This is a genomic window from Streptomyces sp. NPDC104814, assembly GCF_055583185.1.
Window position 1 is genome coordinate 392,533 of sequence record NZ_JBVJOL010000007.1, and the last position, 23,837, is coordinate 416,369.

Below are 23,837 nucleotides of genomic sequence, written 5' to 3' on the forward strand. Positions count from 1 at the left end.
ACCATCATGCTCCGACTGGGAATGATGGCGCCGTTCACGGACGGCCTGATCACCTCCGGTGGCTTCCTGCGCGACCTCGCGGGCACCTTGGAGGAGTGCGGCGTGGAATCGCTGTGGACGGTCGAGCACGTCGTCGTCGCCGACGGCTACGAACCGCTGTACCCCTACTCCGACGACGGCCGCATCCCCGGCAGTTCGGGCTCCGTGCCCTTGCCCGACCCGCTGGAGACCATCGCGTTCCTCGCGGGCGCCTCGCGCACCCTGCGCTTCGGCACCGCCATGATGGTCGCCCCGCTGCACAGCCCCGTGGTGCTCGCCAAGCGGGCCGCGACCGTCGACCGGCACTCCGGCGGCCGGCTGATGCTGGGGCTCGGCATCGGCTGGCAGAGGGAGGAGTACGCCGCCGTCGGGGTCCCCTACCAGGACCGCGGGCGCAGGCTGGAGGAGTGCGTGGGCGCGATGCGCGCGCTGTGGGCCGGCGCACCGGCCGCCTACAGCGGGCGGCATGTGTCCTTCACCGGTCTGCACTCGCTGCCCCGGCCCGGCGGTGGTGCGGTGCCGGTCGTGCTCGGCGGGAACAGCGACCCGGCCGTGCGCCGGGCCGGCCGCGTCGGCGACGGCTGGTTCCCGTACACGATCGGCCCCCGGGACTTCGCCCGCCAGGCCGAGTTGCTGCGCGGGGCCGCCCGTGCGGCGGGACGGCCGGAGGACGCCGTGGAGATCACGGCGTGGCCGGGCTCCCGTGACCGGGACCGGGAGGGCGACGCGTCCTGGGTGCGCGGCTTCACCGAGGCGGGCGCGAGCCGTCTGGTCATCGCGCCGCGCATCCGGGGCGCGGCCGGGCTGGCCGGCGCGCGCGGGCTCGCGGCTCTGCGCGAGCAGGTCGACCGCTACCGCTGCACGGTGCTGGAGAAGCTGGCGTGAGCGGGGTCCACGTCCTCGACACCGTCGTCCTTCCGGGCGAGCGGGTGACGGGATGGCTGCGGTGCTGGCGCGCGGAGTATCTGCCGGGCGCCCGCGAGCGCGGCATGGTCGCCGAGCGTGTGTGGCGCACCTGGACCGGCCCGGACACGGCGGCCGTGCGCGTGCTGTGGTCGCTGCCGGACAGCGGCGCGTACTTCGCCGCGCGGTCGGCGGCCAAACGCGATCCGCGGGTCGCCGAATTCTGGGCGCGGACCGACGCCATCGCCCAGGAGCGCGACCGTCAGGTGCTCGAACCGCTCGGCCTCGGCGAGGAAGGCGGCGCGGGGTGACCCGCTGGGTGGCGCTGCTCCCGCCCGGCCGGGCCGCCCCGTACCCCGCGGCGGTGAGGCTTCCCGGGGTGTCGGTGTCCTCGGCGGGGCCCGACCTGCCCGGCTGCCTCGGCGGCACCGGCGGCGGCTGGGACCTGACCGCGGACCGGCCGCCGGACCGGATCGCCGCCGACGCCGCTCTGCCGCGTCCCGTCGTCGCGGTGGCGCTCGCACCCGTACGCAGCCGGTACGTGCCGCTGACCGGCGCCCGCGTGAAACGGACGCTCCTGATGGCCGTGCGTCCCGGCACTCCCGACGCCCTCGTGGGCCGGCTCGAGCGGGACCTGCTCGCCATGCCGGCGCACATACCCGCGATCCGTTCCTGGGCGCTGAGCCGCGTGGACCGGACGCTCACGCCCTCGCGGTGGACGCATGTGTGGGAGCAGGAGTACGCGGACCTCGACGGCCTCACCCGGGGCTATCTGGCGCACCCCTACCACTGGACCTGTGTGGACCGCTGGTTCGACGGCGAGGTGCCCGGCGCCGGCATCGTGGCACCGGACCTCGTCCATGTCTTCCGGTGGAGCGCGGGCCCGGTACTGCCGCGCAGCTGACACCGCGCGTGCGACGCCCGTCCCCGCGGCTGGGGACGGGCGTCGCCGCGCGTGCGGTGCGGTCAGAGCCGTTCGATGATGGTGACGTTGGCCTGGCCGCCGCCCTCGCACATGGTCTGCAGCCCGTAGCGGCCGCCGGTGCGCTCCAGTTCGTGCAGCAGCGTGGTCATCAGCTTGGTGCCGGTGGCGCCTAGCGGGTGGCCGAGGGCGATGGCGCCTCCGTTGACGTTGACCTTGTCCGGGTCGGCGCCGGTCTCCTTGAGCCAGGCCAGCACCACCGGTGCGAACGCCTCGTTGATTTCGACCAGATCGATGGCGTCGAGGGACATCCCGGCCTTCTTCAGGGCGTACGCGGTGGCGGGGATCGGCGCGGACAGCATGCGGATGGGGTCCTCGCCGCGCACCGACAGGTGGTGGATGCGGGCGCGCGGGGTCAACCGGTGCTCGCGGACGGCCCGTTCACTCGCGAGCAGCATCGCCGAGGCGCCGTCGGAGACCTGGGAGGAGCAGGCGGCGGTGATGGTACCGCCGTCGAGGACCGGCTTCAGGCCGGCCATCTTCTCCAGGCCGGTGTCGCGGCGCGGGCCCTCGTCGGTGGTCACGTCGCCGTAGGGGACGACCTCGCGGTCGAAGCGGCCCTCCTCGATGGCGCGGATCGCGCGCCGGTGGGAGCGCAGCGCGAACTCCTCCATGTCCCGCCGTGAGATGCCCCACTTCTCGGCGATCATCTCCGCGCCGGCGAACTGGTTGACCGGCCGGTCGCCGTAGCGGGCGCGCCAGCCCTGCGAACCGGCGTACGGGCCCTGGGTCAGGCCGAGCGGTTCGGCGGCCTGGCGGGTGGCGAAGGCGATCGGGATCATCGACATGTTCTGCACGCCCCCGGCGACCACCAGGTCCTGGGTGCCGGACAGCACGGCCTGGGCGGCGAAGTGCACGGCCTGCTGGGAGGAGCCGCACTGCCGGTCGACGGTCACGCCGGGAACCTCCTCGGGCAGTCCGGCCGCCAGCCAGCAGGTGCGGGCGATGTCACCGGCCTGCGGGCCGACGGTGTCCAGGCAGCCGAACACGACGTCCTCCACGGCCGCCGGGTCGGCGCCGGAGCGTTCCATGAGCGCCGTGAGGACGTGCGCGCCGAGGTCGGCGGGGTGGACGGCGGACAGTCCGCCGCCGCGCCTGCCGACGGGGGTGCGCACCGCTTCGACGATGTAGGCCTCGGCCACGATCAATCACTCCTGTTCACTGCCGGGGATGTGCGGGGATGTGCTGCGCGCCGGGTGATGCCCGTGAGCACCATGGACAGGTACTGGCGGGCGATCTCCTCGGGGCTGTGCTGTCCGTCCGGCCGGTACCAGGAGGCGGCGACCCACACGGTGTCGCGCAGGAAGCGGTAGGTGAGCCGGACGTCGAGGTCGGCGCGGAAGGACCCGTCGGCCACTCCGCGCTCCAGGGTGCTCAGCCACGCCCTCTCGAACCCGGCCTGTGCGTCGGCGAGGTAGGAGAAGCGCGGCTGCGTCTGCAACTGCCGTGCCTCCTTCTGGTAGATGGCGACGGCGTCGCGGTGCCGGCCGATCTGCCGGAAGGACTCGGTGACGAGGGCCTCGATGGTGGGCGCGGGCGCCAGACCGGCGGCGAGGACCGTGTCGTAGCGGGCCCACAGGTCGTCGAGGAAGCCGGAGAGGATCTCGTCGAGCATCGACTCCTTGGAGTCGAAGTGGTAGTAGAGGCTGCCCGCGAGCATCCCGGCCGCGTCCGCGATCCTGCGGACGGTGGTGGCGCGGTAGCCCTGGGCGGCGAACACCTCGGCGGCGGTGGCCAGGAGCGCCTCGCGCCGTGCGGGCGCGGCGGTCATCGCAGGCCGGCGGTGGTCCGGCGCCGGTTCATCGTGGCCTCACGGGTGCCGGCTGCTGACCGAGACGACCTCGCCGGTCATGTACGACGAGTAGCCGGAGGCCAGGAAGACGATCACGTTGGCCACCTCCCAGGGTTCGGCGTACCGCCCGAAGGCCTCCCGGGCGGTGAGTTCGTCCAGCAGTTCGGGGCTGGTGACCTTCACCAGGTGGGGGTGCATGGCGAGGCTCGGCGCGACGGCGTTGACGCGGACGCCGAACCGGGCGGCCTCCAGCGACGCGCAGCGGGTGAGCGCCATGACGCCCGCCTTGGCGGCGGCGTAGTGCGCCTGGCCCTCCTGGGCCCGCCAGCCGATCACGGAGGCGTTGTTGACGAGCACCCCGCCCTGTCCTGCCGCCTTCATCCGGCGCAGGGCGGCGCGGGTGCAGCGGAAGGTGCCGTTCAAAGTGACGTCGAGGACGGTGTCCCACTGCTCGTCGGTCATGTCGACGAGGTCCGCGGTGCCGCCGAGTCCGGCGTTGTTGACGACGATGTCCAGGCGGCCGTGGCGTTCCTCGGCGAGGTCGAACAGGGCGGCCACCTGGGACTCGTCGGTGACGTCACAGGCCAGGGCGGCGACGCGGTCGGCGCCGAAGGTGTCGGCGAGCTGCGCGGCGTACTCCTTCAGGCGGCGTGCGTGGGTGTCGGAGACGACGACGCGGGCGCCTTCCTCCAGCAGCCGCAGCGCGGTCGCCCCGCCGATCCCGGCGCCCGCGGCGGCGGTGACGACGGCGCCACGCCCGTCGAGCAGTCCGTGTCCGGGTTCGTACGGCGGTGGGGTCACGGACGTGCCTCCTTCGGCAGGCCGAGCACGCGCTCGGCGATGATGTTCCGCTGGATCTCGTTGGACCCGGCGTAGAGGGTGTCGGCGCGGGAGAAGAGGAACAGCCGCTGCCAGTCGGTGAGTTCGTCGGGCCCGCCGGCCGTGAGCATGCCGCCGGCGCCGCACACGTCCATGGCGAGCTCGCCCAGTTCGCGGTGCCAGGTGGCCCAGTACAGCTTGCCGATGGACGCCTCCGGCCCGGGTGCGCCGGCCGCGACACCGTCGAGCATGCGCAGGGCGTTGCACCGGATGATCTCCAGGCCGGTCCAGGCGCGGGCGATCCGGTCGCGGATCAGCGGGTCCGAGAGGGCGCCGTTGCGCCGGGCGAGGGCGATGACACCCTCCAGCTCGCGGCGGAATCCGACCTGTTGGCCCAGGGTGGACACGCCGCGTTCGAAGCCGAGCGTGGCCATGGCGATGCGCCAGCCGTCGCCCGGCGCGCCGACGATGTGCCCGGCGGGGGCGCGCGCCCGGTCGAAGAAGACCTCGTTGAACTCGCTGGTGCCGGTCAGCTGGGTGATGGGCCGGACCTGCACACCGGGCTGGTCGAGCGGCACGAGCAGGTAGGACAGGCCGTGGTGCCGGGTGGAGCCGGGCTCGGTGCGGGCGAGGACGAAGCACCACTGGGACTCGTGCGCGAGGGACGTCCACACCTTCTGCCCCGTGACCACCCACTCCTCGCCGTCGCGTACGGCTCGGGTGCGCACGCCCGCCAGGTCCGAGCCGGCGTCCGGTTCGCTGTAGCCCTGGCACCACAGCTCCTCGACGGCGACGATCGGCGGCAGGAACCGCTCGCGTTGCTGCGGTGTGCCGAAGGCGATGAGGGTGGGGCCGAGCAGTTGCTCCCCGATGTGGTTCACCCGGGCGGGGGCGTCGGCGAGGGCGTACTCCTCGTGGAAGGCGACCTGTTGTTCCAGGCTCGCGCCCCGGCCGCCGTACTCCTTCGGCCAGCCGACGCAGGTCCAGCCCGCGGCGGCCATGTGGCGTTCCCAGGCGAGCCGTTCGGCGAACGCCTCGTGCTCACGGCCCGGGCCGCCGCGCCCGCGCAGGCCGGCGAACTCTCCGGTGAGGTGGGCCCGCAGCCAGGCACGGACCTCGGTGCGGAACTCCTCGACGCTGTTCATGGGCGGCTCCGGACGGCTCTCGACGGCTGACGTCCAGGACGTTAACCTACCAAACACTTGTTAGAAAAGGAGGGGGCGCATGTCGACCGCCCGCACGTCGCCCGACGATCCGGTGACCTACGAGCGCCGCGGCCCTGTCGCCGTGGTCACGATGAACCGCCCGGAGTACCGCAACGCGCAGAACTCCGCGATGACGTACGCCCTGGACGCGGCCTTCTACCGCGCCGCCGACGACGACGAGGTCAAGGTCGTCGTGCTCGCCGGGGCGGGAGCGCACTTCTCCGCCGGACACGACATCGGCAGCCCGGGGCGCGACGCCCATCTGCCGTTCGAGCGCCGGGCCGGACTGTGGTGGGACCACTCCGGCAAGAGCGGCGCGGAGAGCCGCTTCGCCCGCGAGTCGGAGGTCTACCTGGGCATGTGCCGCCGCTGGCGGGAGCTGCCCAAGCCGCTGATCGCCTCGGTGCAGGGCGCCTGCGTCGCGGGCGGTCTGATGCTCGCCTGGGTCTGCGACCTCATCGTCGCCTCCGAGGACGCGTTCTTCGCCGACCCGGTGGTCCGCATGGGCATCCCCGGCGTGGAGTACTTCGCGCACCCGTGGGTGATGCCGCCGCGCGTGGCCAAGGAGTTCCTCTACACGGGCGACCGGATGACCGCCCGGCGCGCGTACGAGGTCGGCATGGTGAACCGGGTCGTGCCCCGCGACGAACTGACCGAGGAGACCATGGAGCTGGCGTCACGGGTGGCCGAGATGCCGCGCATGGGGCTGACCCTGGCCAAGCGCGCCGTCAACCAGGCCGAGGATCTCCAGGGCCTGCACGCCGGCCTGGACTCGGTGTTCGGGCTGCACCACCTGGCCCACGCGCACAACGCGGAGACCGCGCACGACTCCCTCGGCGGCATGGACGTCAAGGCGATGAAGGAGGCGTCCTCCTGATGGACCTCGCCTTCAGCGCGGCCGAGCACGCCTGGCGGGCCGAGGTCCGCGCCTGGCTCGCCGCCCATGTCCCCGCCGCTCCGCTGCCCTCCCTGGAGACCGCCGAGGGCTTCGCCGCGCACCGCGCATGGGAGCGCACGCTGTCCGCAGGCGGGTGGTCGGCGGTGACCTGGCCCACGCAGTACGGCGGCCGGGACGCCTCCCTCGTCGAGTGGCTGGTCTTCGAGGAGGAGTACTACGTCGCCGGGGCCCCGGGCCGGGTGGCGCAGAACGGCATCAGCCTGCTCGCGCCGACCCTGTTCGAGCACGGCACGGACGAGCAGCGCGCCCGCATCCTGCCGGCCATGGCGAGCGGAGAGGTCGTCTGGGCGCAGGCGTGGTCGGAACCTGAGGCCGGTTCCGATCTCGCGTCCCTGCGCTCCACGGCCGTACGGACCGACGGCGGCTGGCTGCTCCACGGGCAGAAGACCTGGTCGTCCCGGGCCGCCTTCGCCGACCGCGCGTTCGGCCTGTTCCGCAGCGATCCCGGCGCCGACCGCCCGCACCGGGGCCTGACCTACCTGATGTTCCCGCTCGACGCCGACGGGGTGACCGTGCGCCCCATCGGACGGCTCGACGGCAAGCCCGCCTTCGCCGAGCTGTTCCTCGACGGCGTGTTCGTGCCCGACGAGGACGTGATCGGTGAACCCGGCCAGGGCTGGCGGGTGGCCATGAGCACGGCCGGCAACGAGCGCGGCCTGACCCTGCGCAGCCCCGGCCGCTTCCTGGCCGCCGCCGACCGGCTCGCCGCGCTGTGGCGCGGGTCCGCCGACCCCTCGGACACGGCCTTGCGCGACCGGGTCGCCGACGCGGTGGCCGCCGCCCGTGCCTACCAGCTGTTCACCTATGCGAGCGCCTCCCGGCTGGCGGCCGGCGGCGCGCTCGGCGCGGAGTCGAGCCTGAACAAGGTGTTCTGGTCGGAGCTGGACATCGCGCTGCACGACACCGCCCTGGATCTGCTCGGTCCGCTCGGTGAACTCGCCGACGACGCCCCGGAGGCGCCCGGGCACGGGAGGTGGGCCGAGGGGCATGTCTTCTCGCTGGCCGGGCCGATCTACGCCGGCACCAACGAGATCCAGCGGGACATCATCGCCGAGCGGCTGCTCGGTCTGCCGAAAGGACGCCGGTGATGCGTTTCCTTCTCGACGACGAACAGCGCACGTTCGCCCGTGTCCTCGACGCGATGCTCACGGCGGCCGACACCCCCTCGGCGGTGCGCGCATGGGCGGACGGCGAACCGGCGGCGGGACGCGCGCTGTGGTCCCGGCTCGGCGAGGCCGGCGTCTTCGCCCTGGCCGTACCCGAGCGCTACGACGGAGTGGGCCCGCTGCCCGTGGAACTGGCCGTCTCCTTCGTCGAGTTGGGGCGACACGCGGTGCCCGGGCCGGTGGTGGAGACGGTGGCCGCGGCCGCGTTGCTGGACCGGCTCGGCGACACCGGCACGGCTGCCGCGTGGCTGCCCGGCATCGCCTCGGGCAAGACGGCGGTGTCCCTGCGCCTGCCCGCGCTCGGCTCCCCGTTCGCGCTGGACGGTGATACGGCCGACGCGGTCCTGGTCGCCGACGGGGACGTGCTGCGACTCGCCGAGGCGTGCGGCCCCGTGCAGCGGTCCGCCGACCCGGCACGGCGGCTGGTACGGCCCCTGGGCGGAAGGGTCCTGGCCCGCGGACCGCAGGTGACGGCCGCGGCCGCGTACGCCACGGACATCGCGATGCTGGCGACGGCCGCACAGGCGCTCGGCGTCGGACGTGCGCTGCTCGCCGGGACGGTCGAACACGTCAGGCAGCGCACCCAGTTCGGCGTGCCGATCGGGTCCTTCCAGGCGGTCAAGCACCGGCTGGCGGACACCCTGATCGCGCTGGAGTTCTCCGAACCCCTGCTGCACGCGGCGGCCCTGGCCCTCACGGACACGTCCGGCCCGGCCACCGACATCGCCGCCGCGAAGCTGACCGCGTGCGCGGCGGCACAGACTGCGGCCCGCACCGCGCTGCAGTTGCACGGCGCGCTCGGCTACACCGACGAACTGCCCCTGTCCCTGTGGATCCGCAAGGCCGGTGCGCTGCGGACCGCCTGGGGCACCCCGGCGGCCTGCCGGGCCCGGGTGCTCGCCACCCCCACCGAGGAAGGAGCCGGCGCATGAGATGGACCGAGGAACAGCGGGAACTGCGCGCCGCGGTACGGTCGTTGCTCGGCCGCCACGAGGGAGCAGCCGCGTGGCGCCCGCTCACCGAGCAGATCGGCGTCGCGGGACTCGCCGTGCCCGAGGAGTACGGGGGCGCGGGCTGCGGGCCCGTCGACGTGCATGTGGTGCTGGAGGAGCTGGGCCGGGAGCTGAGCCCGGTGCCCTACCTCGGTTCCGCGGTGCTGACCGTGCAGGCGCTCCTCGCCTCCGGTGACACGGCGGCCTGCGCCCGGCTGCTGCCACAGCTCGCGGAGGGCCGTGCGGTGGGCGCTCTGGCATGGGCCGAGCAGGGCAGCTGGGACGCGGCCGCGGTGCGGGCGCAGGCCCTGGCCGGGGCCGGTTCCGGCTGGCGGATCGGCGGGGCCAAGGAGCACGTCCTGGACGGTGACCGGGCCGACGTCCTGCTGGTCGCGGCCCGTACGGCGGCCGGTCTGTCGCTGTTCGAGGTGCCCGTGCGGGCCGCCGGGGTGCGCCGGGAAGCCACGGCCGCCTTGGACGGGACCCGGGCCCAGGCCCGTGTGGTGCTGGAGGGCGCCGAGGGGCGGCTCATCGGCGCCGACGGTGACGGCGGACGCGTCCTCGCCCGGGTACTGGACCTGGCCTGCACGGCTCTGGCCGCCGAGCAGGTCGGGGCGGCGGAACGCTGCCTGGAACTCACCGTGTCCTACGCCAAGGAACGCGTGCAGTTCGGCCGGCCCATCGGCGCCTTCCAGGCCGTCAAGCACCGACTGGCGGACGCCTATGTGCTCGTGGAGTCCGCCCGGTCGGCTGCGCTCGGCGCCGCCTTCGCGGCGGCGGAGGGCTCCCCGGAGCTGACACGCCGGGCGGCGGCCGCGAAGTCGGCCTGCTCGGAGGCGTTCTCGGCCGTCGCGGGCGAGATGATCCAGTTGCACGGCGGTATCGGTATCACCTGGGAGCACTGCGCCCACCGCTACTTCAAGCGCGCGCACGGCTCCGGCCTGCTGTTCGGGCCGCCCGCCTGGCACCGGGAGCGGCTGGTCGCGGAACTGGCGCCGACCTGAGCCTGCGGTGCGTGCTTGACGGGGCGTTGCGGGCGCGGTCCAATGTCAGTATTCCTATTAGAAATACTTCGACTAGGCATACTGGAGCCGGGATGCCGTACACGGACACCTCACGCAACGCCCTCTCGCCCGCTGTCGACGACCGTGCGCTGCGGGATGTGCTGAGCCGCTTCTGCACCGGGGTCGCTGTCGTCACCGCGCTCGACGGGCAGCGGCCCGTGGGCATGGCGGTGCAGTCGTTCTCCTCGGTGTCGCTGGAGCCGCCGCTGGTGTGCTTCTGCCCCGCGGGCACTTCCACGACCTGGCCGCTCATCCGCCGTTTCGGCCGGTTCGCGGTCAACGTCCTCGCGGCCGACCAGGAGGAGCTGTGCCGCCGGTTCGCGGTGACCGGCGGTGACAAGTTCACCGGGGCCGCCTGGCGGCCGGGCGGCAACGGGGCGCCCCTGCTCGAGGGGGCGCTCGCCTGGATCGAGTGCGATCTGCACGCCACGCTGCCCGGCGGCGACCACACGGTCGTCCTCGGCCGCGTCACCGCGCTGACGGCGGCGCCGCGGGACACGGGCGCGCGGGACACGGCGGCGCTGGTGTACTTCCGGCGGACCTACGGCCGGGTGGAGCCGCGCGGCTGACCGGACGCGGCGGGGGCGGAGGCGGGGCGCTCACGGTGCGGACTCGCCGCTTCGGGCGGCCGCCGCTCTTGATGCGGGCCCGGTCCCGCGCGTGGGCCCTCCTACGACGCGGAGTCCCCTTCCCGGGCGGCCAGGTCCTCGATGTCGGCGAGCATGGCGTCGGCGAGGTCGCGCTCGGCGGCGTAGTAGCGCTCCGCCCAGCGCAGGGTCAGCGCCGGGTAGGCCCACTCCTCGCGGTCCCGTGAACCCTCGACGTCCGCCTCGGCCCGCTTGCGCATCGTCTCGGCGTACGCCCGGTGACGTCCGAGGACCTCGCGCATCTGCTCGGGGTCCAGCAGATGGCCGAGCCACAGGCGGAGCATCACGCCGTGCTTGAGCACCGGCGGTTCGACCGGGGCCTCACGGGCCCAGGTGCGCACCGCGTCGAGGCCCTCGTCGGTGATCCGGTACACCTTCTTGTCCCGGTTGCCGGTCTCCTGGGCCACCATGCGGGCGGTGACGTAACCCGCCTTCTCCAGCCGCTTCAGCTCGCCGTAGACCTGGCTGAAGGACGGGCTCCAGTAGAAGAAGCGCAGCGACCAGTCCGCCCACTTCTTCACGTCGTAGCCGGACAGTTCCTCGCCGAAGGAGAGCAGGCCGAGCACCGCCCAGCTGGTCGCGGGCAGCGCGGGCCGGCCCTCGCCGTCCGGCGTGCCGGCGCTCTGCGTCGCGGGTTTCCTGTGTGCAGCCACAGCGACAGTGTACGGAGCGCGCGATCACCTGAGGGCGGTCCTGTGCTGCCTCCTCCGCCCCGCCGCACATATTTCAGGGCTAAGATTTCTGGGCGGGCCCGTGGTGCGGGTCCGTACGCGCGGTGAGGTCAGGAGGGGCGCCACATGGCGGGGAAGAAGGCTGCGGACCGGCAGGACGCGGTCGCGGCGATCATCGGCGACTGGGCCCGGGAGCGGCCGGAGCTGGACACCTCCCCGCTGGAGGTGCTGGCCCGGCTGCACCGCACCTTCCTGCGCTATCAGACCGGGCTGACCGCGGCCATAGAGCGGCACGGGCTCGCCGTGGCCGGCTTCGACGTCCTGACCGCGCTGCGGCGGGCGGGGAAGCCGTACCGGCTCACGGCGGGGCAGCTCGCCGACTCGGGGCTGATCTCCTCGGCCGGTGTCACGCTGCGCATCGACCGGCTGGAGAAGGACGGCCTGATCGTGCGCGAGCGGGACGCCCACGACCGCCGCGTGGTGTACTCCCGGCTCACCGACGCCGGTCTGGCCAAGGTGGACGAGGTCTTCGCCGAGCACCTGGACAACGAGCGGCGGATGCTGGCCGAGCTGTCCCCGGCGGAGCGCAGGCAGCTGGCCCGGTTGCTGTCCAAGCTGGAGCGGTCCATCGTCCACGCGGCGGAGAGCGATGCCGAGGACGGCTCACCGGCGTGAGCCCCGCCCCCGGCCCGCTCAGCGCGCCGCCTGGGCCTCCGCCTGCTGCCGGAACAGCCGGCGCAGCCGGACCACGCCCAGGTCGTGCTGGTAGAGGTTCTCCCGGCTGTCGGCGTCGGCCGGCATGGCCTCCAGCATCACCCGGTCCTGCTCCAGCACCTGCCAGTGGCGCTCCTCGATGAGCGTGCGGTACAGGAAGCGCCAGGTGTCGCGCTGCCAGCCGGACACCTTGCGGTAGCGCCAGAAGAAGACCCCGGTGCGCCCGGCGTCCACCGGACAGGCCATGCCGACGATCCCGAAGGCGCCGCCGGGACCCGCGGACGGCGGGTACGGGATGGACAGGTCGACCCAGTCGACACCGGTGCGGCACAGCTCCACCCAGTCGAAGTTGACGCCCCGCTGGTCGGTCTTCTCGAAGAAGTAACCACGCTCGGTCTCCCGGATGCGGAACCGGGCCTGGGTGTCGCCGTCGTACATGGTGTGCGAGTCGTGGTGCAGGAACGCGCCGTGCATCGGGTCGAGGAGGTTCTCCATGGCGAACCGCCACGGAACGTTCCACTCGGCGTAGCACAGGAACGCGGCGGTCTGCGGGTCGGTCAGCGGCTCGGGCAGGGTCAGGCCGACGGGCTCGGGGTGCTCCTCGTCGCCGAAGTAGGCGAGGATCGCGCCGCCCACCTCGCGCACGGGCAGCGAGGTGACGAGCTTCTTGCCCTCCAGGTTGCAGCCGGGCAGTCCGGGCACCGAGGTCACGGTGCCGTCGCCGAGCACCTCCACGCCGTGGTACCAGCAGGCGACGCGGTCACCGAGGTGCCTGCCGAGGGAGAGGGGCGCGCCGCGGTGCGGGCAGCGGTCGGCGAGCAGGGACAGGGCGCCGTCGGAGCGGCGGAAGAGCAGCCAGTCCTCGCCGAGGGCGGTCACCTTGCGCATGCCGCCCGGCTCGACGAAGTGCGAGGGGACGACCGGGTGCCACTGGTTGCGCAGTCCGTGGGCGTAGACGTGGTCGGCGGTGACGTCGGTGGTCAGGGTCATCTCAGGCTCCCAGGCGGTGCATCTCGGCGCGGAAGGTCTCCTCGGTCCAGGGCGTGCCGTCCGGTGTGCGCACCTGGCGTGCGTTGAGGCCGGCGACCACGTCGGCCAGCTCGTGGCCGTCCTGGGTGAAGATCTCTTCGAGGGTGCGGGCGAGCTTCAGCTCGTACGGGGTGGGCTCGTGGGCGCGGGACTGATGCGGGTCGAGGTACGGCCGGTCGGTGACGGGCATCGGGGCCTCCGGGACAGTCGGGGTCGGGGGGTTCACAGGTCGAGGACGAGCCGGTCGGAGGCGCAGCGCGAGACGCAGATCATCATGGTGGCGTTCGCGGAGTGTTCCGCCTCCGACAGCAGGAGGTCGCGGTGTTCGGGGGTGCCGGCGAGGACGCGGGTCTCGCAGGTGCCGCAGATGCCGTCACGGCAGGAGGAGGGCACGGTCACGCCCGCCGCCTCCACGGCGTCCAGGACGGAGGTGTCCGCGCCGACGGTGACGGTCAGTCCGGAGCGGCGGCACTCGACCTCGAAGGCGCTGTCGTCGCCGGTGCGCTCCACGACGGGGGCGGCGAACCGCTCCAGTCTGAGCTGTCGTCGCGGGCACCGCTCCTGGACGGCGGTCAGCAGCGGCTCGGGGCCGCACACGTACACGAGCGCGTCCGCGGGCAGACCGGCGAGGGCTGCGTCCAGGTCGATGTGCCCCTGCTCGTCCTGCGGCACGAGGGTGACCTGGCCACCGGTGAGAGCGGCGAGGTCAGCGCCGAAGGCCATGGAGGCGCGGGAGCGTCCGCCGTGCACCAGCCGGTACGGGATGCCGTCACGGTCGGCCCGGCGGGCCATGGCGAGAATCGGGGTGATGCCGATGCCACCCGCGACGAAGACGTACGACGCGGCCGCCTCCAGGGCGAAGTGGTTGCGGGGCCCGGCGACACGGACCCGCTCGCCGGGGCGCAGCCGGGTGTGCACATGACGTGAACCACCGCGCGAGGAGGGAGCGTCGAGGACGCCGACGCGGTAGACGCCGGGGTCCTCCGGGTCGCCGCACAGCGAGTACTGGCGCACGTGTCCGGCCACGTGGAGGTCGATGTGGGCGCCCGGGGTCCAGGCCGGCAGCGGCTTGCCGGCGGGGTCGACGAGGTCGAGGGACAGGACGCCGTCCGCCTCCCAGGTCATGCGGCGTACGAGGAGTTCGAGCTGCTGCTCATCGGTGACGCTCATCAGGCGGCCTCCCTACGCGGTGGGGATCTTCACGGGCGGGGTGAACGGGGTCTTCATCGGGCCGAGCGCGGCGAGGTCCACCTCGACGAGAACCGGCCCGTGCGAGGCGAGCGCGTCGCGGATCACCGGCGCGGCGTCTGCCTCGGCGGCGATGCGCGCGTACGGCAGGGCGCAGGCGGCGGCGAGTTCGGCGAAGTCGGGCGTGAACAGGTCGACTCCGCTGCGGCGTTCGCTGTAGCGGTCCTGGGTGTTGCGCAGGACGCCGTAGCCGCCGTCGTTGAAGACGAGCAACAGCAGGCGGGGCCGCTCCTGGGCGACGGTGAGCAGTTCGCCGAGGTGGACGGCCAGACCGCCGTCGCCCGCGATGACCACGGTGGGCCGGTCGGGGCGGGCGAGGGCGGCGCCGATGCCCATGCCGAGGCCCTGTCCGATACCGCCGCCCCGCGGGAAGACGTTGGATCGCGGGTCGTGGATCGGCAGCAGCCGGTTGCCCCAGGTCGAGGACGGGATGGTGACGTCACGGGCGACGACCGCGCCGCGGGGCAGGGCGGCCGCGAGCGCGTCGCAGATCGCCGCCTGCGGTCCGACGGCCTCACGCTGGGCGGCACGCACCTCGTCGCGTACGGCGGTGACGCGGGCGGTCCAGCCGGGTTCGGCGGGTACGGCCGCCGGGGTCAGCTCGGGCAGCACGCGGGCGGCGTCTCCGTGCAGGGCGTGTGTGGCCGGGTGGACCCGGCCGAGGGCCGCGGCGTCGATGTCGATCTGGAGGTGGGTCTCGGGAAGGCGGAGCGTGTAGTCGGCGGTCTCGTTGGAGCGGAAATGGGTGCCGACGGTGATCAGGACGTCGGCGTCGTCGAGCAGGGCGCGGACGGCAGGGGTGGTGGCGAAGTTGCCGATCACCTGGGGGTGGTCCTCGGGGACCGTGCCGCGGCCGGAGTTGGAGGTGACGAGACCCGCGCCGGTCGCCGTCAGCAGCGCGTGCAGCGCTTGTCGGGCCCGGGTGGCGCCGCCTCCGGCCCAGATCAGCGGGCGGCGGGCGGACGCCAGCAGGTCCCGGGCGGCGGCGAGTGCGGCGGCGTCGGGAGCCGGGGCGCCGGCGGTGGGTGCCGGGGCACCGTCGTCGCGCTGGGCGGCGTACTGCAGGTCGATGGGCCACTCGACGCTGGCCGGTCCCCCGGGTGCGGTGAGGGCGGCGGCTGCGGCCTCGCGCAGCAGTCGGCCCGCGCTCGCGGTGTCCGGGACGGTCGCGGCGTACGACGAGACCGCGCGGAGCATGCCGAGCTGGTCCTTGGTCTCGTGGATGAAGCCGCGTCCGCCGCCCAGGTAGCGGCTCTCGATCTGCCCGGTGACGTGCAGGACGGAGGTGCCGGCGGCGAGAGCCTCGATGAGAGAGCCGGCCGCGTTGCCGGCGCCGGTGCCGGTGGAGGTGAGGGCGCAGCCGAGGCCGCCGCGGACGCGGCCGTAGCCGTCGGCGGCGCTCACCGCGGTGGCCTCGTGCCGCACGGGCACGAAACGCAGTGCGCGGTCGACGGCCTCGACGAGAGGGAGGTTGTGCACGGACACGATGCCGAAGACCGTGTCGATGCCGAGTTCCTTCAGGACGGCGACGAGGAGGTCGCCTCCGGTGCGGTGGGTCATGGGTGCCTCTCAGTGCCTGTCGGTGCCGTCAGTGGATGCCGCGGCCGACCCCGCCGCAGACGTCGACGGCGGTTCCGGTGATGTAGGAGGCGCGCGGCGACAGCAGGGTCACGATCGCGTAGGCGACCTCCTCGGCGCGGCCGAGGCGGCCCAGGGCGACGCCCCGGTCGGCGGCGAGTTCGGCCTGCCAGTCCTCGTAGGACAGACCGGTGTCCGCGGCGGCGTGCCGGCGGATCCACTGGCCGGTGTCGATCAGCCCCAGGCAGACCGAGTTGACCCGGATGCCCTCGGGGGCGAGTTCGGTGGCGAGGGACTTGGAGAGGTTGAGGATGCCGGCGCGGGCCGCGCTGGTGGTGATCAGGCGGGTCTCGGGCTGTTTGGCGAGGACGGCGTTGACGTTGACGACGCTCGCCGCGTCCGAGGTGCGCAGGTGGGGGCGGGCGGCGGCCAGCGGGTTCAGGACTCCGGCGAACTTCAGCTCGAGTTCGTCCCGCCAGTCCTCGGCGCAGGTGTCGTCGAGCCGCTTCATACGGGACCGGCCGGCGTTGTTGACCAGGGCGTCGAGGCGGCCGAAGTGCGCGGTGGTCCGCTCCACGAAGGCGGCGACGGTGTCCGCGTCGCGTACGTCGCACACGCCGGTCAGGAGCCGGTCGCCGGCGCCCAGGCGGGCGGCGGCCTTGGCGAGGCGGTCGGCGTCGCGGCCGCAGGTGGCGACGCGTGCGCCTTCGTCGAGCAGCGCGCGGACCGTGGCCAGGCCGACGCCCGAGCTGCCGCCGGTGACCAGGACGGTTCGGTCGGCGAGACCCAGATCCATGGGGTTCTCCGGTTCTTGAGGGGATCAGTGCATGGTGAAGCCGCCGTTGACGGCGATCACCTGTCCGGTGAGGTAGCGGGACTCCTCGCCGAGCAGGAAGGAGACGAGTCCGAGGAGGTCGTCCGGCTGCTGCGGGCGGGAGATCGCGCGGTGACCGGCGTAGAGGGCGTGGCGTTCCGCGGGGACGGTCTCGGTGGCCTCGCACTCGGTGAGGCCGGGGGCGACCGCGTTGACGGTGATGCCCTGCTCGCCGAGTTCGCGGGCCATGCCCCGGGTGAGGGCGATGACGGCGCCCTTGGAGGCGACGTAGTGGGCGAGGCGCGGCGAGCCGTACAGGGCGGCGTCGGAGGCGATGTTGACGATGCGTCCGGGGCGGGCGAGCAGTGGGTGCAGCGCCTTCGCCACCAGCCAGGGGCCACGCACGTTGACGGTCATCAGGCGGTCCCAGGTCTCGACGTCGATGTCCTGGAACTCCTTGCCGCCGACGCCGTTGGCGAGGGCCGCGTTGTTGACCAGCCCCCACACGGGACCGAACTCACCGACGCGGGCCGCGAGTTCTGCGACGGACGCGACATCCGCCACGTCGCAGTGCACGTAGTGGGCGGTGCCTCCCGCGGCGCGGATCGCGGCCGCGGTGCGTTCGCCCCGGCCGGCGTCGATCTCGGCGACGACCACCCGGTGGCCGTCCGCGCCGGCCCGGCGGGCCATGGCCTCCCCCAGGCCACGGCCCGCCCCGGTCACGACGACCGTGCGCGGCGCGTCAGTCACGGGTGACGCCGTACAGCGGCGAGTACTCGGGGTAGGTCGGCACCTGCGGCTTCTGCGTGCCGATGATCACGCAGAACAGGGCGTCGGTGTCGCCCTCGTTCTTCAGGGAGCGGGTGACACCGGCCGGGACGACGATCATGTCGCGGTAGCCGAGGGTGCGGTACTCGACCTCGTCGGGGCCGCGGTGGATGCCGACGCGGACCTGGCCCTCCAGCACGAAGAAGGCCTCCTCCACGTCGTGGTGGGTGTGGGCGGGGCCCTCGGCGCCGGGCGGCAGCAGCATGTTGGAGAAGGTGAAGCCTCCGGAGGGGATGATCCGGTTGTCGTTCTCGTGGTTGCCGGTGGCGCCGGAGCCGACGTAGCGGATCTGGGCGCGGCGGTACTGCGGGCCGGCCTTCTCCTGGAAGGACAGGGTGCCCCAGTCGGGCTCGCGGGAGTCGCGGCTCGCGATGAGCGCGTCGGTGTACGTGCCGAGGTCGCCGCCGTTGTCGTACGCGGTGGTGGTCAGTGGCATGGGAGGTCAGCCTTTCGTGCGGGGGTTGGTGACGATGTGGAGGTGGGCCAGGACCCAGGCGTTGAAGCGCTCGGGCTGTTCCTGGTGGGCCAGGTGGCCGGCGTCCTTGACGACCACACCGGCGGATCTGGGCAGGCCACCGGCCAGGGCCTGGGCGGCGTCCGGGCCGGTGACCTGGTCCTTGTCACCGCACAGCACGAGCGTGGGTGCGGTGATGCGCGGCAGGTCGGCGCGCAGGTCGGTCGAGGCCATGGATTCGGCGGCATGGGCGTAGCCGGGCAGCCGGATCGCGTCGGCCATGGTGTCGACGACCCGCCGGACCAGCGCGGCGGGTGCGTCGGCGGAGACCAGGCGAGGGCCCCGCTGTTGGGCGAACGCGCGTGGCCCGAGGGCCCGGAGTTCCTCGGCGCGGCCCCGCATGGCGGCCGCCTTGGCGGGGTCGGTGCCGGAGCCGGGGCTGGAGTCGGCGACGATCAGGGAGGCGACGAGTTCCGGATGGCGCAGGGCGAGCCGCAGCGCGATGACACCGCCCCAGGAGACGCCGAGCACATGGGCGCTGCCGCCCCGGGCGCGGATCACCTCGGCGGCCGCGTCCGCGAAGCCGTCCAGATCCAGCGGGCCGTCCGGGTCGGGTGAGCGGCCGTAGCCGGGGGCGTCCCAGGCGGCCACCCTGAACCCACCCGAGAACGCCTTGAGTTGCGGGGTGAAGGAGACCGACGAGGAACCGATGCCGTGCAGGCAGAGCAGCAGCGGCCCGGTGGTGCCCGCCTCCTCCACGTGCACCTTCGCGGCGGTCACAGGATCTGCCCCGGCCGTCCGGCGATCGCGCCCAAGGAGCGCAGGACCGCGTACGGCACGACCTTGCTGGTGGCGGGGTTGTCCGCGTCGGGCGTGTGGGCCGCCTCGAACCGGTAGGAGCCGTGCGGGCCGGACGCCTCGATGACGTGCCGGGTGCGTACGGCGGCCGGGTCGGCGACGACACGGACCTGCACGGCGTCCAGGTCACCCACGGCGAGCGCCACGGAGGCGGCGACGTTCGTGGAGCGGGGGAACTTCACGGGGATGTCCCGCGCGGTGCCGGCGAGCACCTCGACGGGGCCGGTCGCGGTGCGCAGCCGGTGCAGCAACTCCTCGTCCATCCAGGGCTGTTCCAGGGTGGCGGGGAGTTTGGTGGTGGTGAGCCGGACCTCGTGGAGCGGGCCGAAGGCGCGGACGGCCTGGAGGAGGTCGAGTCCGCCGACGGCGCCGCCGGTGAAGTACACCCGGCCCGGTCCGGCGGCGAGGAGCCGTTTGGCGAGGTCCTCGTCGGTGAGGGCGCCGGTGGAGGCGATCAGCAGATCGGTGCCGCAGGTGAGGACCCGCTCGCCCCAGGCGCGGACGACGCCCTGTCCGGCGGCCTCCACGACGAGGTCGCAGCGGTCGACGGCGTCCTCGAAGGGCACCTGTTCGGCGGGGGCGGCTCCGCCGAGGGGGCGGTTGTCGACGACGCATTCCAGGACGGCGCCCGGTACGTCACCGGCGGCGAGGGCGGTGCCGACGACACGGCCGATGGCGCCCCAGCCGACCAGGCCGACCGTGAGGGGGGTGGCGTTGTTCATGCGGTGGCTCCTTGCGGGGCGGCGGGCTCGGCGCCGGCGGGTGCGCGGCCCTGCGCGGTGACGTCGACGGGCGGCCGGGGGCCGGCGGAGTCGTCGCCGGCGCCGAGGGGCGGCCGCACCGGGCTGCCGTCGGGGGTGCCGGCCATGTGGGCGCGGATCAGCTTCGAGGGCGGTCCGGCGGTGCCCCACAGGTCGGACAGCTCGGGGACGCGCCGCCACACCTTGCAGATCCAGCGGTCCTCGACCACCTGGGCGACCTCCGAGGTGTACTCGCAGACCAGGCCGGTGGGGTCGGTGAAGTAGGAGAAGGTGTTGTTGCCGGGGCCGTGCCGGCCGGGACCCCACTGCGGGGTGATGCCGTGGTGGCGCAGGCGGCCCAGGCCGCGCATGAAGTGGTCGAGCGAACTCATCTCGTAGGCCACGTGGTTGAGGGAGACCCAGGGCGCCTGGTTGAAGGCGACGCAGTGGTGGTCGCTGTTGCAGCGCAGGAACGCCATCTGGTGCTCGGACCAGTCCGAGACGCGCAGGCCGAGCACGTCGCGGTAGAAGGCGACGGAGGCGTCGATGTCGGGGGTGTTGAGGACGACGTGGGTGACGCCGACGGGGACGGCGGCGTCACGGCCGCGCGGCGGGACCGCCCAGGTGTCGGCGGAGAGTTCGATCAGGCGGCCCTCGTGGTCGTGGAAACGCAGCCCGTAGCCGCCGCCGACCTGGTCGAGCGGGCCGGGTCCGGTGAGGGGGCGGATGCCGCGCCGCTCCAGCCGGCGGGCGGCGTCGTCGATCTCGGCGGGGGTGGCGACGGCGAAGGAGAGCTTGCCGAGGCCGGTGCGGTCGGCGCGGGTGAGTTGCAGGGCGTGGTGCTCCTCGCCGGTGCCGCGCAGCCAGCTGGCGCTGTGGCCGGCCTCGACGATCTCCAGGCCCCAGGCCTCCTCGTAGAAGTCGGTGGCCTCGCCGAAGTGCGGGGTGTGCAGTTCGACGGAGCGCAGGGCGCGCAGCTGGGCGACGGGTGGTCCGGTCGGGGTGGTGGGGTGGGACATGGGTGCTCCGGTGGGGTCAGCCGGCCCAGGGCAGCGGCGTGGTGGAGGTGTCCCAGTACAGGGACTTCTGGCGCTGGTAGGCGCGGATGCCGTCGCGCCCCTTCTCGCGGCCGAGGCCGCTGTCCTTCATGCCGCCGAAGGGCGTGGAGATGCTGAACTGCTTGTAGGTGTTGATCCAGACGGTGCCCGCCTCGATCCGGCGGGCGATCCGCCAGGCGGCGCGGTGGTCGCGGGTCCAGATGCCGCAGGCGAGGCCGTAGACGGAGTCGTTGGCCTGGCGGACCAGGTCCTCCTCGTCGTCGTAGGGCAGGGCGACGAGGACCGGGCCGAAGATCTCCTCCTGGCAGGTACGGGCGTCGTTGGGCAGGCCGTCGAGGACCGTGGGCAGGTAGTAGGCGCCGTCGTCGTAATCGGGGCCTTCGGGGGCGGCACCGCCGCACAGCACGCGGGCGCCTTCCCGGCGGGCGAGGTCGACGTAGGCGGCGACGCTGTCGCGGTGCTTGTGGTGCACCAGCGGGGCGACCTGGGTGCCTGGGCGGGTACCGGGGCCGACGCGCAGCTTGCGGACGCGTTCGACGAGGGTGGTGAGGAAGTCGTCGTAGAGCGAGCGGGCGACGAACAGGCGTGATCCGGCGATGCAGGACTGGCCGCTGGAGGAGAACACTCCGTACATCACGCCGGCCAGGGCCTGCTCGACGTCGGCGTCCGGCAGCACGATCGTGGGCGACTTGCCGCCGAGTTCCAGCGAGACGGGCATCAGCTTGTCGGCGGCGGCCCGGGCGAGTGCCCGCCCGGTGGAGGTGCCGCCGGTGAAGACGACCTTGCCGACACGGGGGTCGCGCACGATCGCGTCGCCGACGACGCGGCCGGGTCCGGGCAGGACGGACAGCAGGGCCGGGGGCAGTCCGTGTTCCTCCAGGGCCCGGGTGATCAGGCGGCCGAGGGCGAGGGAGACCAGCGGGGTCCATTCGGCGGGCTTGAGCAGGACCGCGTTGCCGGCGGCGAGCGCGGGGGCGAGTTTCTGGGCGTCGGAGGCGACCGGGGAGTTCCACGGGTTGATCGCGCCGACGACACCGAGGGGTTCGTGGACGCTCACCGTGACGTAGGCGCCGCGGGAGGGGGTGAGCGCCTCCTCGGCGGTCTCCAGCGCGGCGGCGGTGTAGCGGAAGGTGCCGGCCGCACTGGCGACGAGGGCACGGGTCTCGGTGAGTGTCTTGCCGGTGTCGGCGGTCTGCAGGGCGGCGAGGTGTTCGGCGTCGTCCTCGACGAGCGACGCCACCCGGTGCAGGAAGCGGGCCCGCAGATGCGGCAGCAGATCGCGCCAGCCGGGCTCGGCGGCGGCCTGGCCGCCGGCGCGGGCCGCCTCGGCGACCTCGTCGGCGGTGACGGCGTGCACGGTGGCGAGCGGGGTGCCGGTGGCGGGGTCGAGGGTCCGGGTCGGGGCACCGCCGCCGCGCCGCCACCGGCCCGCAACGAGCGCCTCGTCCGGGGGAGTTCGGAGCATACGGGGCCTCCTGAACGGAAGGAGCGGGGGAGCTGCTTGAGTAAGCGCTAGAAATCTAAGGGCTTAAATATCTGCGACGCAAGAGGGCGAGGCAGAGGGATTCGGCGACGGAATCGCTGCTTCAGCCCTTGACGGGGTCCGGGAGGCGAGCGATACAACTTAAGCACTTAAAAACTTGGCGCTTACCTGATGTCCTGGTTGGCCCTGGCGCGGCTCCGGTGCGCTCCTCGGCACCCGCCCTGCCTCACCGGCCGGACAGCTCCTCCCCTCCCCACCCGCCCCCGTCCCCCGTGCTTGTCGTCCCCCTGCCCCCGTGACCAGCGGAGTTCCGCATGACGACCGAAGCAGTACCCGACAGTTCGCTCAGAGCCTCCATCGCCGCCCGCTTCGAACGGCTTCCCCTGTCCCGCTGGCACGTCACCGTGCGGCTCGTCGTCGGCGCGGTCACCTTCTTCGAAGCCTTCGACCAGCTCCTCATCGCCTACGCCCTGCCCGAGCTGCGCGCCGACTGGCACCTGACCACCTCGGCCGCCACGCTGCTGCTCACGGTGGGCTCGCTCGGCATGCTGGCCGGCGCCCTCCTCTCCGGACGGATCGCCGACCGGATCGGCCGGGTGCGGGTGATCGCCCTGTGCGTGGCCGTCTCCAGCCTCGCCAATCTCGCGCTCGCGGCGTCGCCCTCCCCCGATGTGTTCATGGCGCTGCGGTTCCTGCAGGGCCTGGCGATCGGTGGTGAGGTCCCGGTGGCCGCGACCTTCATCGCCGAGATCACCCGCAGCCACCGGCGCGGCCGTTTCGTCCTGCTGTACGAGCTGGTCTTCCCGGCGGGCCTGACGGTGGGCGCGCTGGTCGCGGCGTGGGTGGTGCCGTTGCTGGGCTGGCGGTGGATGTACGGCCTCGCCGCCCTGCCCGGCGTCCTCGCCGTCGTCGTGCGGCGCACGGTGCCCGAGTCGCCGCGCTGGCTCGCCGACCGCGGCCGCAGCGAGGAGGCCGCCGCGGTGATGGGCCGGATCGAGAACGCCGTCGAGAAGGCCACGGGCGAACCGCTGCCGCCCGTGCCCGGCCAACCCCCGCTCCCCTCGTCCTCCGCCGCCGACGGCAGCGAGCGGCCGTCGGGGCTGCGGGGGCTGTTCGCCGGCCGCTACCGGCGCCGCACCCTGGTCGTCGGCGCGCTGTGGTTCGCCGGCTACTTCGTGAACTACGGCATCACCTCGTGGCTGCCGACCATCTACAAGAACCGCTTCGGCCTGTCCCTGTCCGACGCCCTGCTGTACTCCACGGTCACCTCCGTGGCGGGCCTGGCCGGCTGCCTGGTCGCCGCGCTCACCGTCGACCTGCTGGGACGGCGCCGGGTGATCACCGGCTGCCTGGCCGGCTCGGCCGTGATGCTGGGCGTCCTCGCCTGTCTGGGAGCGGAGACGCCGGTGCAGGTGCTGGTGTGGACGTCGCTCGCCGCGGTCTTCTTCTTCGGCTCCAACATCAGCCTCTACCTGTACACGCCGGAGCTGTTCCCGACCCGGATGCGGGCCCTCGGCAGCAGCGTGGGCGGCGCCCTGAACCGGCTCGGCGTGATCCTCGGGCCGATCGTCGTCGGCGCCGTCTACGCGGGCGGGCAGATCGGCGCGGTCTTCCTGACGCTGGGCGCCGTGTCCCTGGCCGGTGCCGTCGTCGCCGGTGCCGGGGCGGAGGAGACGGCGGGGCGGCGGCTGGAAGAGGTGTCCCCGTAAGCCTGGTGCGTGGTCCCGGCTGCGGCGCAGGTGCGGCGGGCGGCGGGGACTTCCCCGCCGCCCGCCGCCCGCGTGTGAGCGCCGTC

At 73.6% G+C, this 23,837-nt stretch carries 26 protein-coding genes; 10 read left to right on the forward strand and 16 right to left on the reverse strand.

The features are described from left to right. Positions 1 to 6: 6 nt before the first annotated feature. The 3 genes from ACZ64A_RS24610 to ACZ64A_RS24620 are packed head-to-tail and all read left to right on the forward strand — an operon-like array spanning position 7 to position 1,846. Positions 7 to 924, forward strand: coding sequence for an LLM class F420-dependent oxidoreductase (locus ACZ64A_RS24610; protein WP_469813137.1), 918 nt, complete (start codon positions 7 to 9; stop codon positions 922 to 924). After that, a complete protein-coding gene (locus tag ACZ64A_RS24615; protein ID WP_469813139.1) occupies positions 921 to 1,253 on the forward strand; it encodes an NIPSNAP family protein in 333 nt (110 codons plus the stop codon). Before ACZ64A_RS24610 ends, ACZ64A_RS24615 begins: the two co-directional genes overlap by 4 nt. Next, the gene (locus tag ACZ64A_RS24620) at positions 1,250 to 1,846 is read left to right on the forward strand and encodes a Dabb family protein (protein ID WP_469813140.1); all 597 of its coding nucleotides are present in this window, start codon (positions 1,250 to 1,252) and stop codon (positions 1,844 to 1,846) included. Before ACZ64A_RS24615 ends, ACZ64A_RS24620 begins: the two co-directional genes overlap by 4 nt. 62 nt (positions 1,847 to 1,908) lie before the next feature. Here the strand turns inward: ACZ64A_RS24620 and ACZ64A_RS24625 are convergent, their stop codons facing one another. Genes ACZ64A_RS24625 through ACZ64A_RS24640 form a run of 4 tightly spaced genes read right to left on the reverse strand, consistent with a single transcriptional unit; the run spans position 1,909 to position 5,680 of the window. Further along, a complete protein-coding gene (locus ACZ64A_RS24625) occupies positions 1,909 to 3,066 on the reverse strand; it encodes an acetyl-CoA C-acetyltransferase (RefSeq protein ID WP_469813141.1) in 1,158 nt (385 codons plus the stop codon). Positions 3,067 to 3,068: 2 nt separating this feature from the next. After that, entirely contained in the window at positions 3,069 to 3,695 is a 627-nt protein-coding gene (locus ACZ64A_RS24630; protein ID WP_469813142.1) for a TetR/AcrR family transcriptional regulator, read from the reverse strand. Positions 3,696 to 3,734: 39 nt separating this feature from the next. Next, positions 3,735 to 4,517, reverse strand: coding sequence for an SDR family oxidoreductase (locus ACZ64A_RS24635; protein ID WP_469813144.1), 783 nt, complete (start codon positions 4,515 to 4,517; stop codon positions 3,735 to 3,737). Beyond that, positions 4,514 to 5,680, reverse strand: a complete 1,167-nt coding sequence (locus ACZ64A_RS24640; protein WP_469813145.1) for an acyl-CoA dehydrogenase family protein — start codon at positions 5,678 to 5,680, stop codon at positions 4,514 to 4,516. Before ACZ64A_RS24640 ends, ACZ64A_RS24635 begins: the two co-directional genes overlap by 4 nt. A gap of 79 nt (positions 5,681 to 5,759) precedes the next feature. Here ACZ64A_RS24640 and ACZ64A_RS24645 point away from each other — a divergent pair, with 79 nt between their 5' ends. From ACZ64A_RS24645 to ACZ64A_RS24665, 5 genes are all read left to right on the forward strand, one after another. Next, positions 5,760 to 6,617, forward strand: a complete 858-nt coding sequence (locus ACZ64A_RS24645) for an enoyl-CoA hydratase (protein ID WP_469813146.1) — start codon at positions 5,760 to 5,762, stop codon at positions 6,615 to 6,617. Beyond that, positions 6,617 to 7,786 carry an acyl-CoA dehydrogenase family protein gene (locus ACZ64A_RS24650; protein ID WP_469813148.1) on the forward strand — a complete coding sequence of 390 codons (1,170 nt, stop codon included), beginning with the start codon at positions 6,617 to 6,619 and terminating at the stop codon, positions 7,784 to 7,786. Before ACZ64A_RS24645 ends, ACZ64A_RS24650 begins: the two co-directional genes overlap by 1 nt. Next, the gene (locus ACZ64A_RS24655; RefSeq protein WP_469813150.1) at positions 7,786 to 8,796 is read left to right on the forward strand and encodes an acyl-CoA dehydrogenase family protein; all 1,011 of its coding nucleotides are present in this window, start codon (positions 7,786 to 7,788) and stop codon (positions 8,794 to 8,796) included. Before ACZ64A_RS24650 ends, ACZ64A_RS24655 begins: the two co-directional genes overlap by 1 nt. Beyond that, the gene (locus tag ACZ64A_RS24660; protein WP_469813151.1) at positions 8,793 to 9,860 is read left to right on the forward strand and encodes an acyl-CoA dehydrogenase family protein; all 1,068 of its coding nucleotides are present in this window, start codon (positions 8,793 to 8,795) and stop codon (positions 9,858 to 9,860) included. The genes ACZ64A_RS24655 and ACZ64A_RS24660 overlap by 4 nt, the downstream gene beginning before the upstream one ends. A gap of 92 nt (positions 9,861 to 9,952) precedes the next feature. Beyond that, on the forward strand, positions 9,953 to 10,489 hold the full coding sequence (locus ACZ64A_RS24665; RefSeq protein WP_469813153.1) for a flavin reductase family protein: 537 nt from the start codon (positions 9,953 to 9,955) through the stop codon (positions 10,487 to 10,489). Between the two features lie 101 nt (positions 10,490 to 10,590). Here ACZ64A_RS24665 and ACZ64A_RS24670 read toward each other — a convergent pair whose 3' ends face one another. After that, the gene (locus tag ACZ64A_RS24670) at positions 10,591 to 11,220 is read right to left on the reverse strand and encodes a PadR family transcriptional regulator (RefSeq protein WP_469813154.1); all 630 of its coding nucleotides are present in this window, start codon (positions 11,218 to 11,220) and stop codon (positions 10,591 to 10,593) included. Positions 11,221 to 11,364: 144 nt separating this feature from the next. Here ACZ64A_RS24670 and ACZ64A_RS24675 point away from each other — a divergent pair, with 144 nt between their 5' ends. Then, a complete protein-coding gene (locus tag ACZ64A_RS24675) occupies positions 11,365 to 11,913 on the forward strand; it encodes a MarR family winged helix-turn-helix transcriptional regulator (protein ID WP_469813155.1) in 549 nt (182 codons plus the stop codon). Between the two features lie 18 nt (positions 11,914 to 11,931). On the opposite strand, the gene ACZ64A_RS24680 is transcribed toward ACZ64A_RS24675, so the two are convergent. Genes ACZ64A_RS24680 through ACZ64A_RS24730 form a run of 11 tightly spaced genes read right to left on the reverse strand, consistent with a single transcriptional unit; the run spans position 11,932 to position 22,024 of the window. Beyond that, the gene (locus ACZ64A_RS24680; RefSeq protein WP_469813156.1) at positions 11,932 to 12,942 is read right to left on the reverse strand and encodes a Rieske 2Fe-2S domain-containing protein; all 1,011 of its coding nucleotides are present in this window, start codon (positions 12,940 to 12,942) and stop codon (positions 11,932 to 11,934) included. 1 nt (position 12,943) lies between these two features. Next, complete coding sequence (locus tag ACZ64A_RS24685) at positions 12,944 to 13,171, reverse strand: recombinase-like helix-turn-helix domain-containing protein (RefSeq protein WP_469813157.1); 228 nt, start codon at positions 13,169 to 13,171, stop codon at positions 12,944 to 12,946. A gap of 32 nt (positions 13,172 to 13,203) precedes the next feature. Beyond that, positions 13,204 to 14,151 carry a PDR/VanB family oxidoreductase gene (locus ACZ64A_RS24690; protein WP_469813159.1) on the reverse strand — a complete coding sequence of 316 codons (948 nt, stop codon included), beginning with the start codon at positions 14,149 to 14,151 and terminating at the stop codon, positions 13,204 to 13,206. 12 nt (positions 14,152 to 14,163) lie between these two features. Further along, positions 14,164 to 15,789, reverse strand: coding sequence for a thiamine pyrophosphate-binding protein (locus tag ACZ64A_RS24695; RefSeq protein ID WP_469813161.1), 1,626 nt, complete (start codon positions 15,787 to 15,789; stop codon positions 14,164 to 14,166). 28 nt (positions 15,790 to 15,817) lie between these two features. Beyond that, positions 15,818 to 16,603 (reverse strand): SDR family oxidoreductase, encoded by a 786-nt coding sequence (locus ACZ64A_RS24700; protein ID WP_469813162.1) that lies wholly within the window; start codon positions 16,601 to 16,603, stop codon positions 15,818 to 15,820. Between the two features lie 24 nt (positions 16,604 to 16,627). Next, positions 16,628 to 17,371, reverse strand: coding sequence for an SDR family oxidoreductase (locus ACZ64A_RS24705; protein ID WP_469813164.1), 744 nt, complete (start codon positions 17,369 to 17,371; stop codon positions 16,628 to 16,630). After that, a complete protein-coding gene (locus ACZ64A_RS24710; protein ID WP_469813166.1) occupies positions 17,364 to 17,885 on the reverse strand; it encodes a cupin domain-containing protein in 522 nt (173 codons plus the stop codon). Before ACZ64A_RS24710 ends, ACZ64A_RS24705 begins: the two co-directional genes overlap by 8 nt. Positions 17,886 to 17,891: 6 nt before the next feature. After that, a complete protein-coding gene (locus ACZ64A_RS24715; protein WP_469813167.1) occupies positions 17,892 to 18,683 on the reverse strand; it encodes an alpha/beta fold hydrolase in 792 nt (263 codons plus the stop codon). Beyond that, positions 18,680 to 19,483 (reverse strand): aspartate dehydrogenase domain-containing protein, encoded by an 804-nt coding sequence (locus tag ACZ64A_RS24720; protein WP_469813169.1) that lies wholly within the window; start codon positions 19,481 to 19,483, stop codon positions 18,680 to 18,682. Before ACZ64A_RS24720 ends, ACZ64A_RS24715 begins: the two co-directional genes overlap by 4 nt. Next, the gene (locus tag ACZ64A_RS24725) at positions 19,480 to 20,520 is read right to left on the reverse strand and encodes a VOC family protein (RefSeq protein ID WP_469813171.1); all 1,041 of its coding nucleotides are present in this window, start codon (positions 20,518 to 20,520) and stop codon (positions 19,480 to 19,482) included. Before ACZ64A_RS24725 ends, ACZ64A_RS24720 begins: the two co-directional genes overlap by 4 nt. Before the next feature lie 16 nt (positions 20,521 to 20,536). After that, a complete protein-coding gene (locus tag ACZ64A_RS24730; RefSeq protein ID WP_469813172.1) occupies positions 20,537 to 22,024 on the reverse strand; it encodes an aldehyde dehydrogenase in 1,488 nt (495 codons plus the stop codon). 332 nt (positions 22,025 to 22,356) lie between these two features. On the opposite strand from ACZ64A_RS24730, the gene ACZ64A_RS24735 reads away from it, so the two are divergent. Further along, complete coding sequence (locus ACZ64A_RS24735; protein WP_469813174.1) at positions 22,357 to 23,751, forward strand: MFS transporter; 1,395 nt, start codon at positions 22,357 to 22,359, stop codon at positions 23,749 to 23,751. Positions 23,752 to 23,837: the final 86 nt, after the last annotated feature.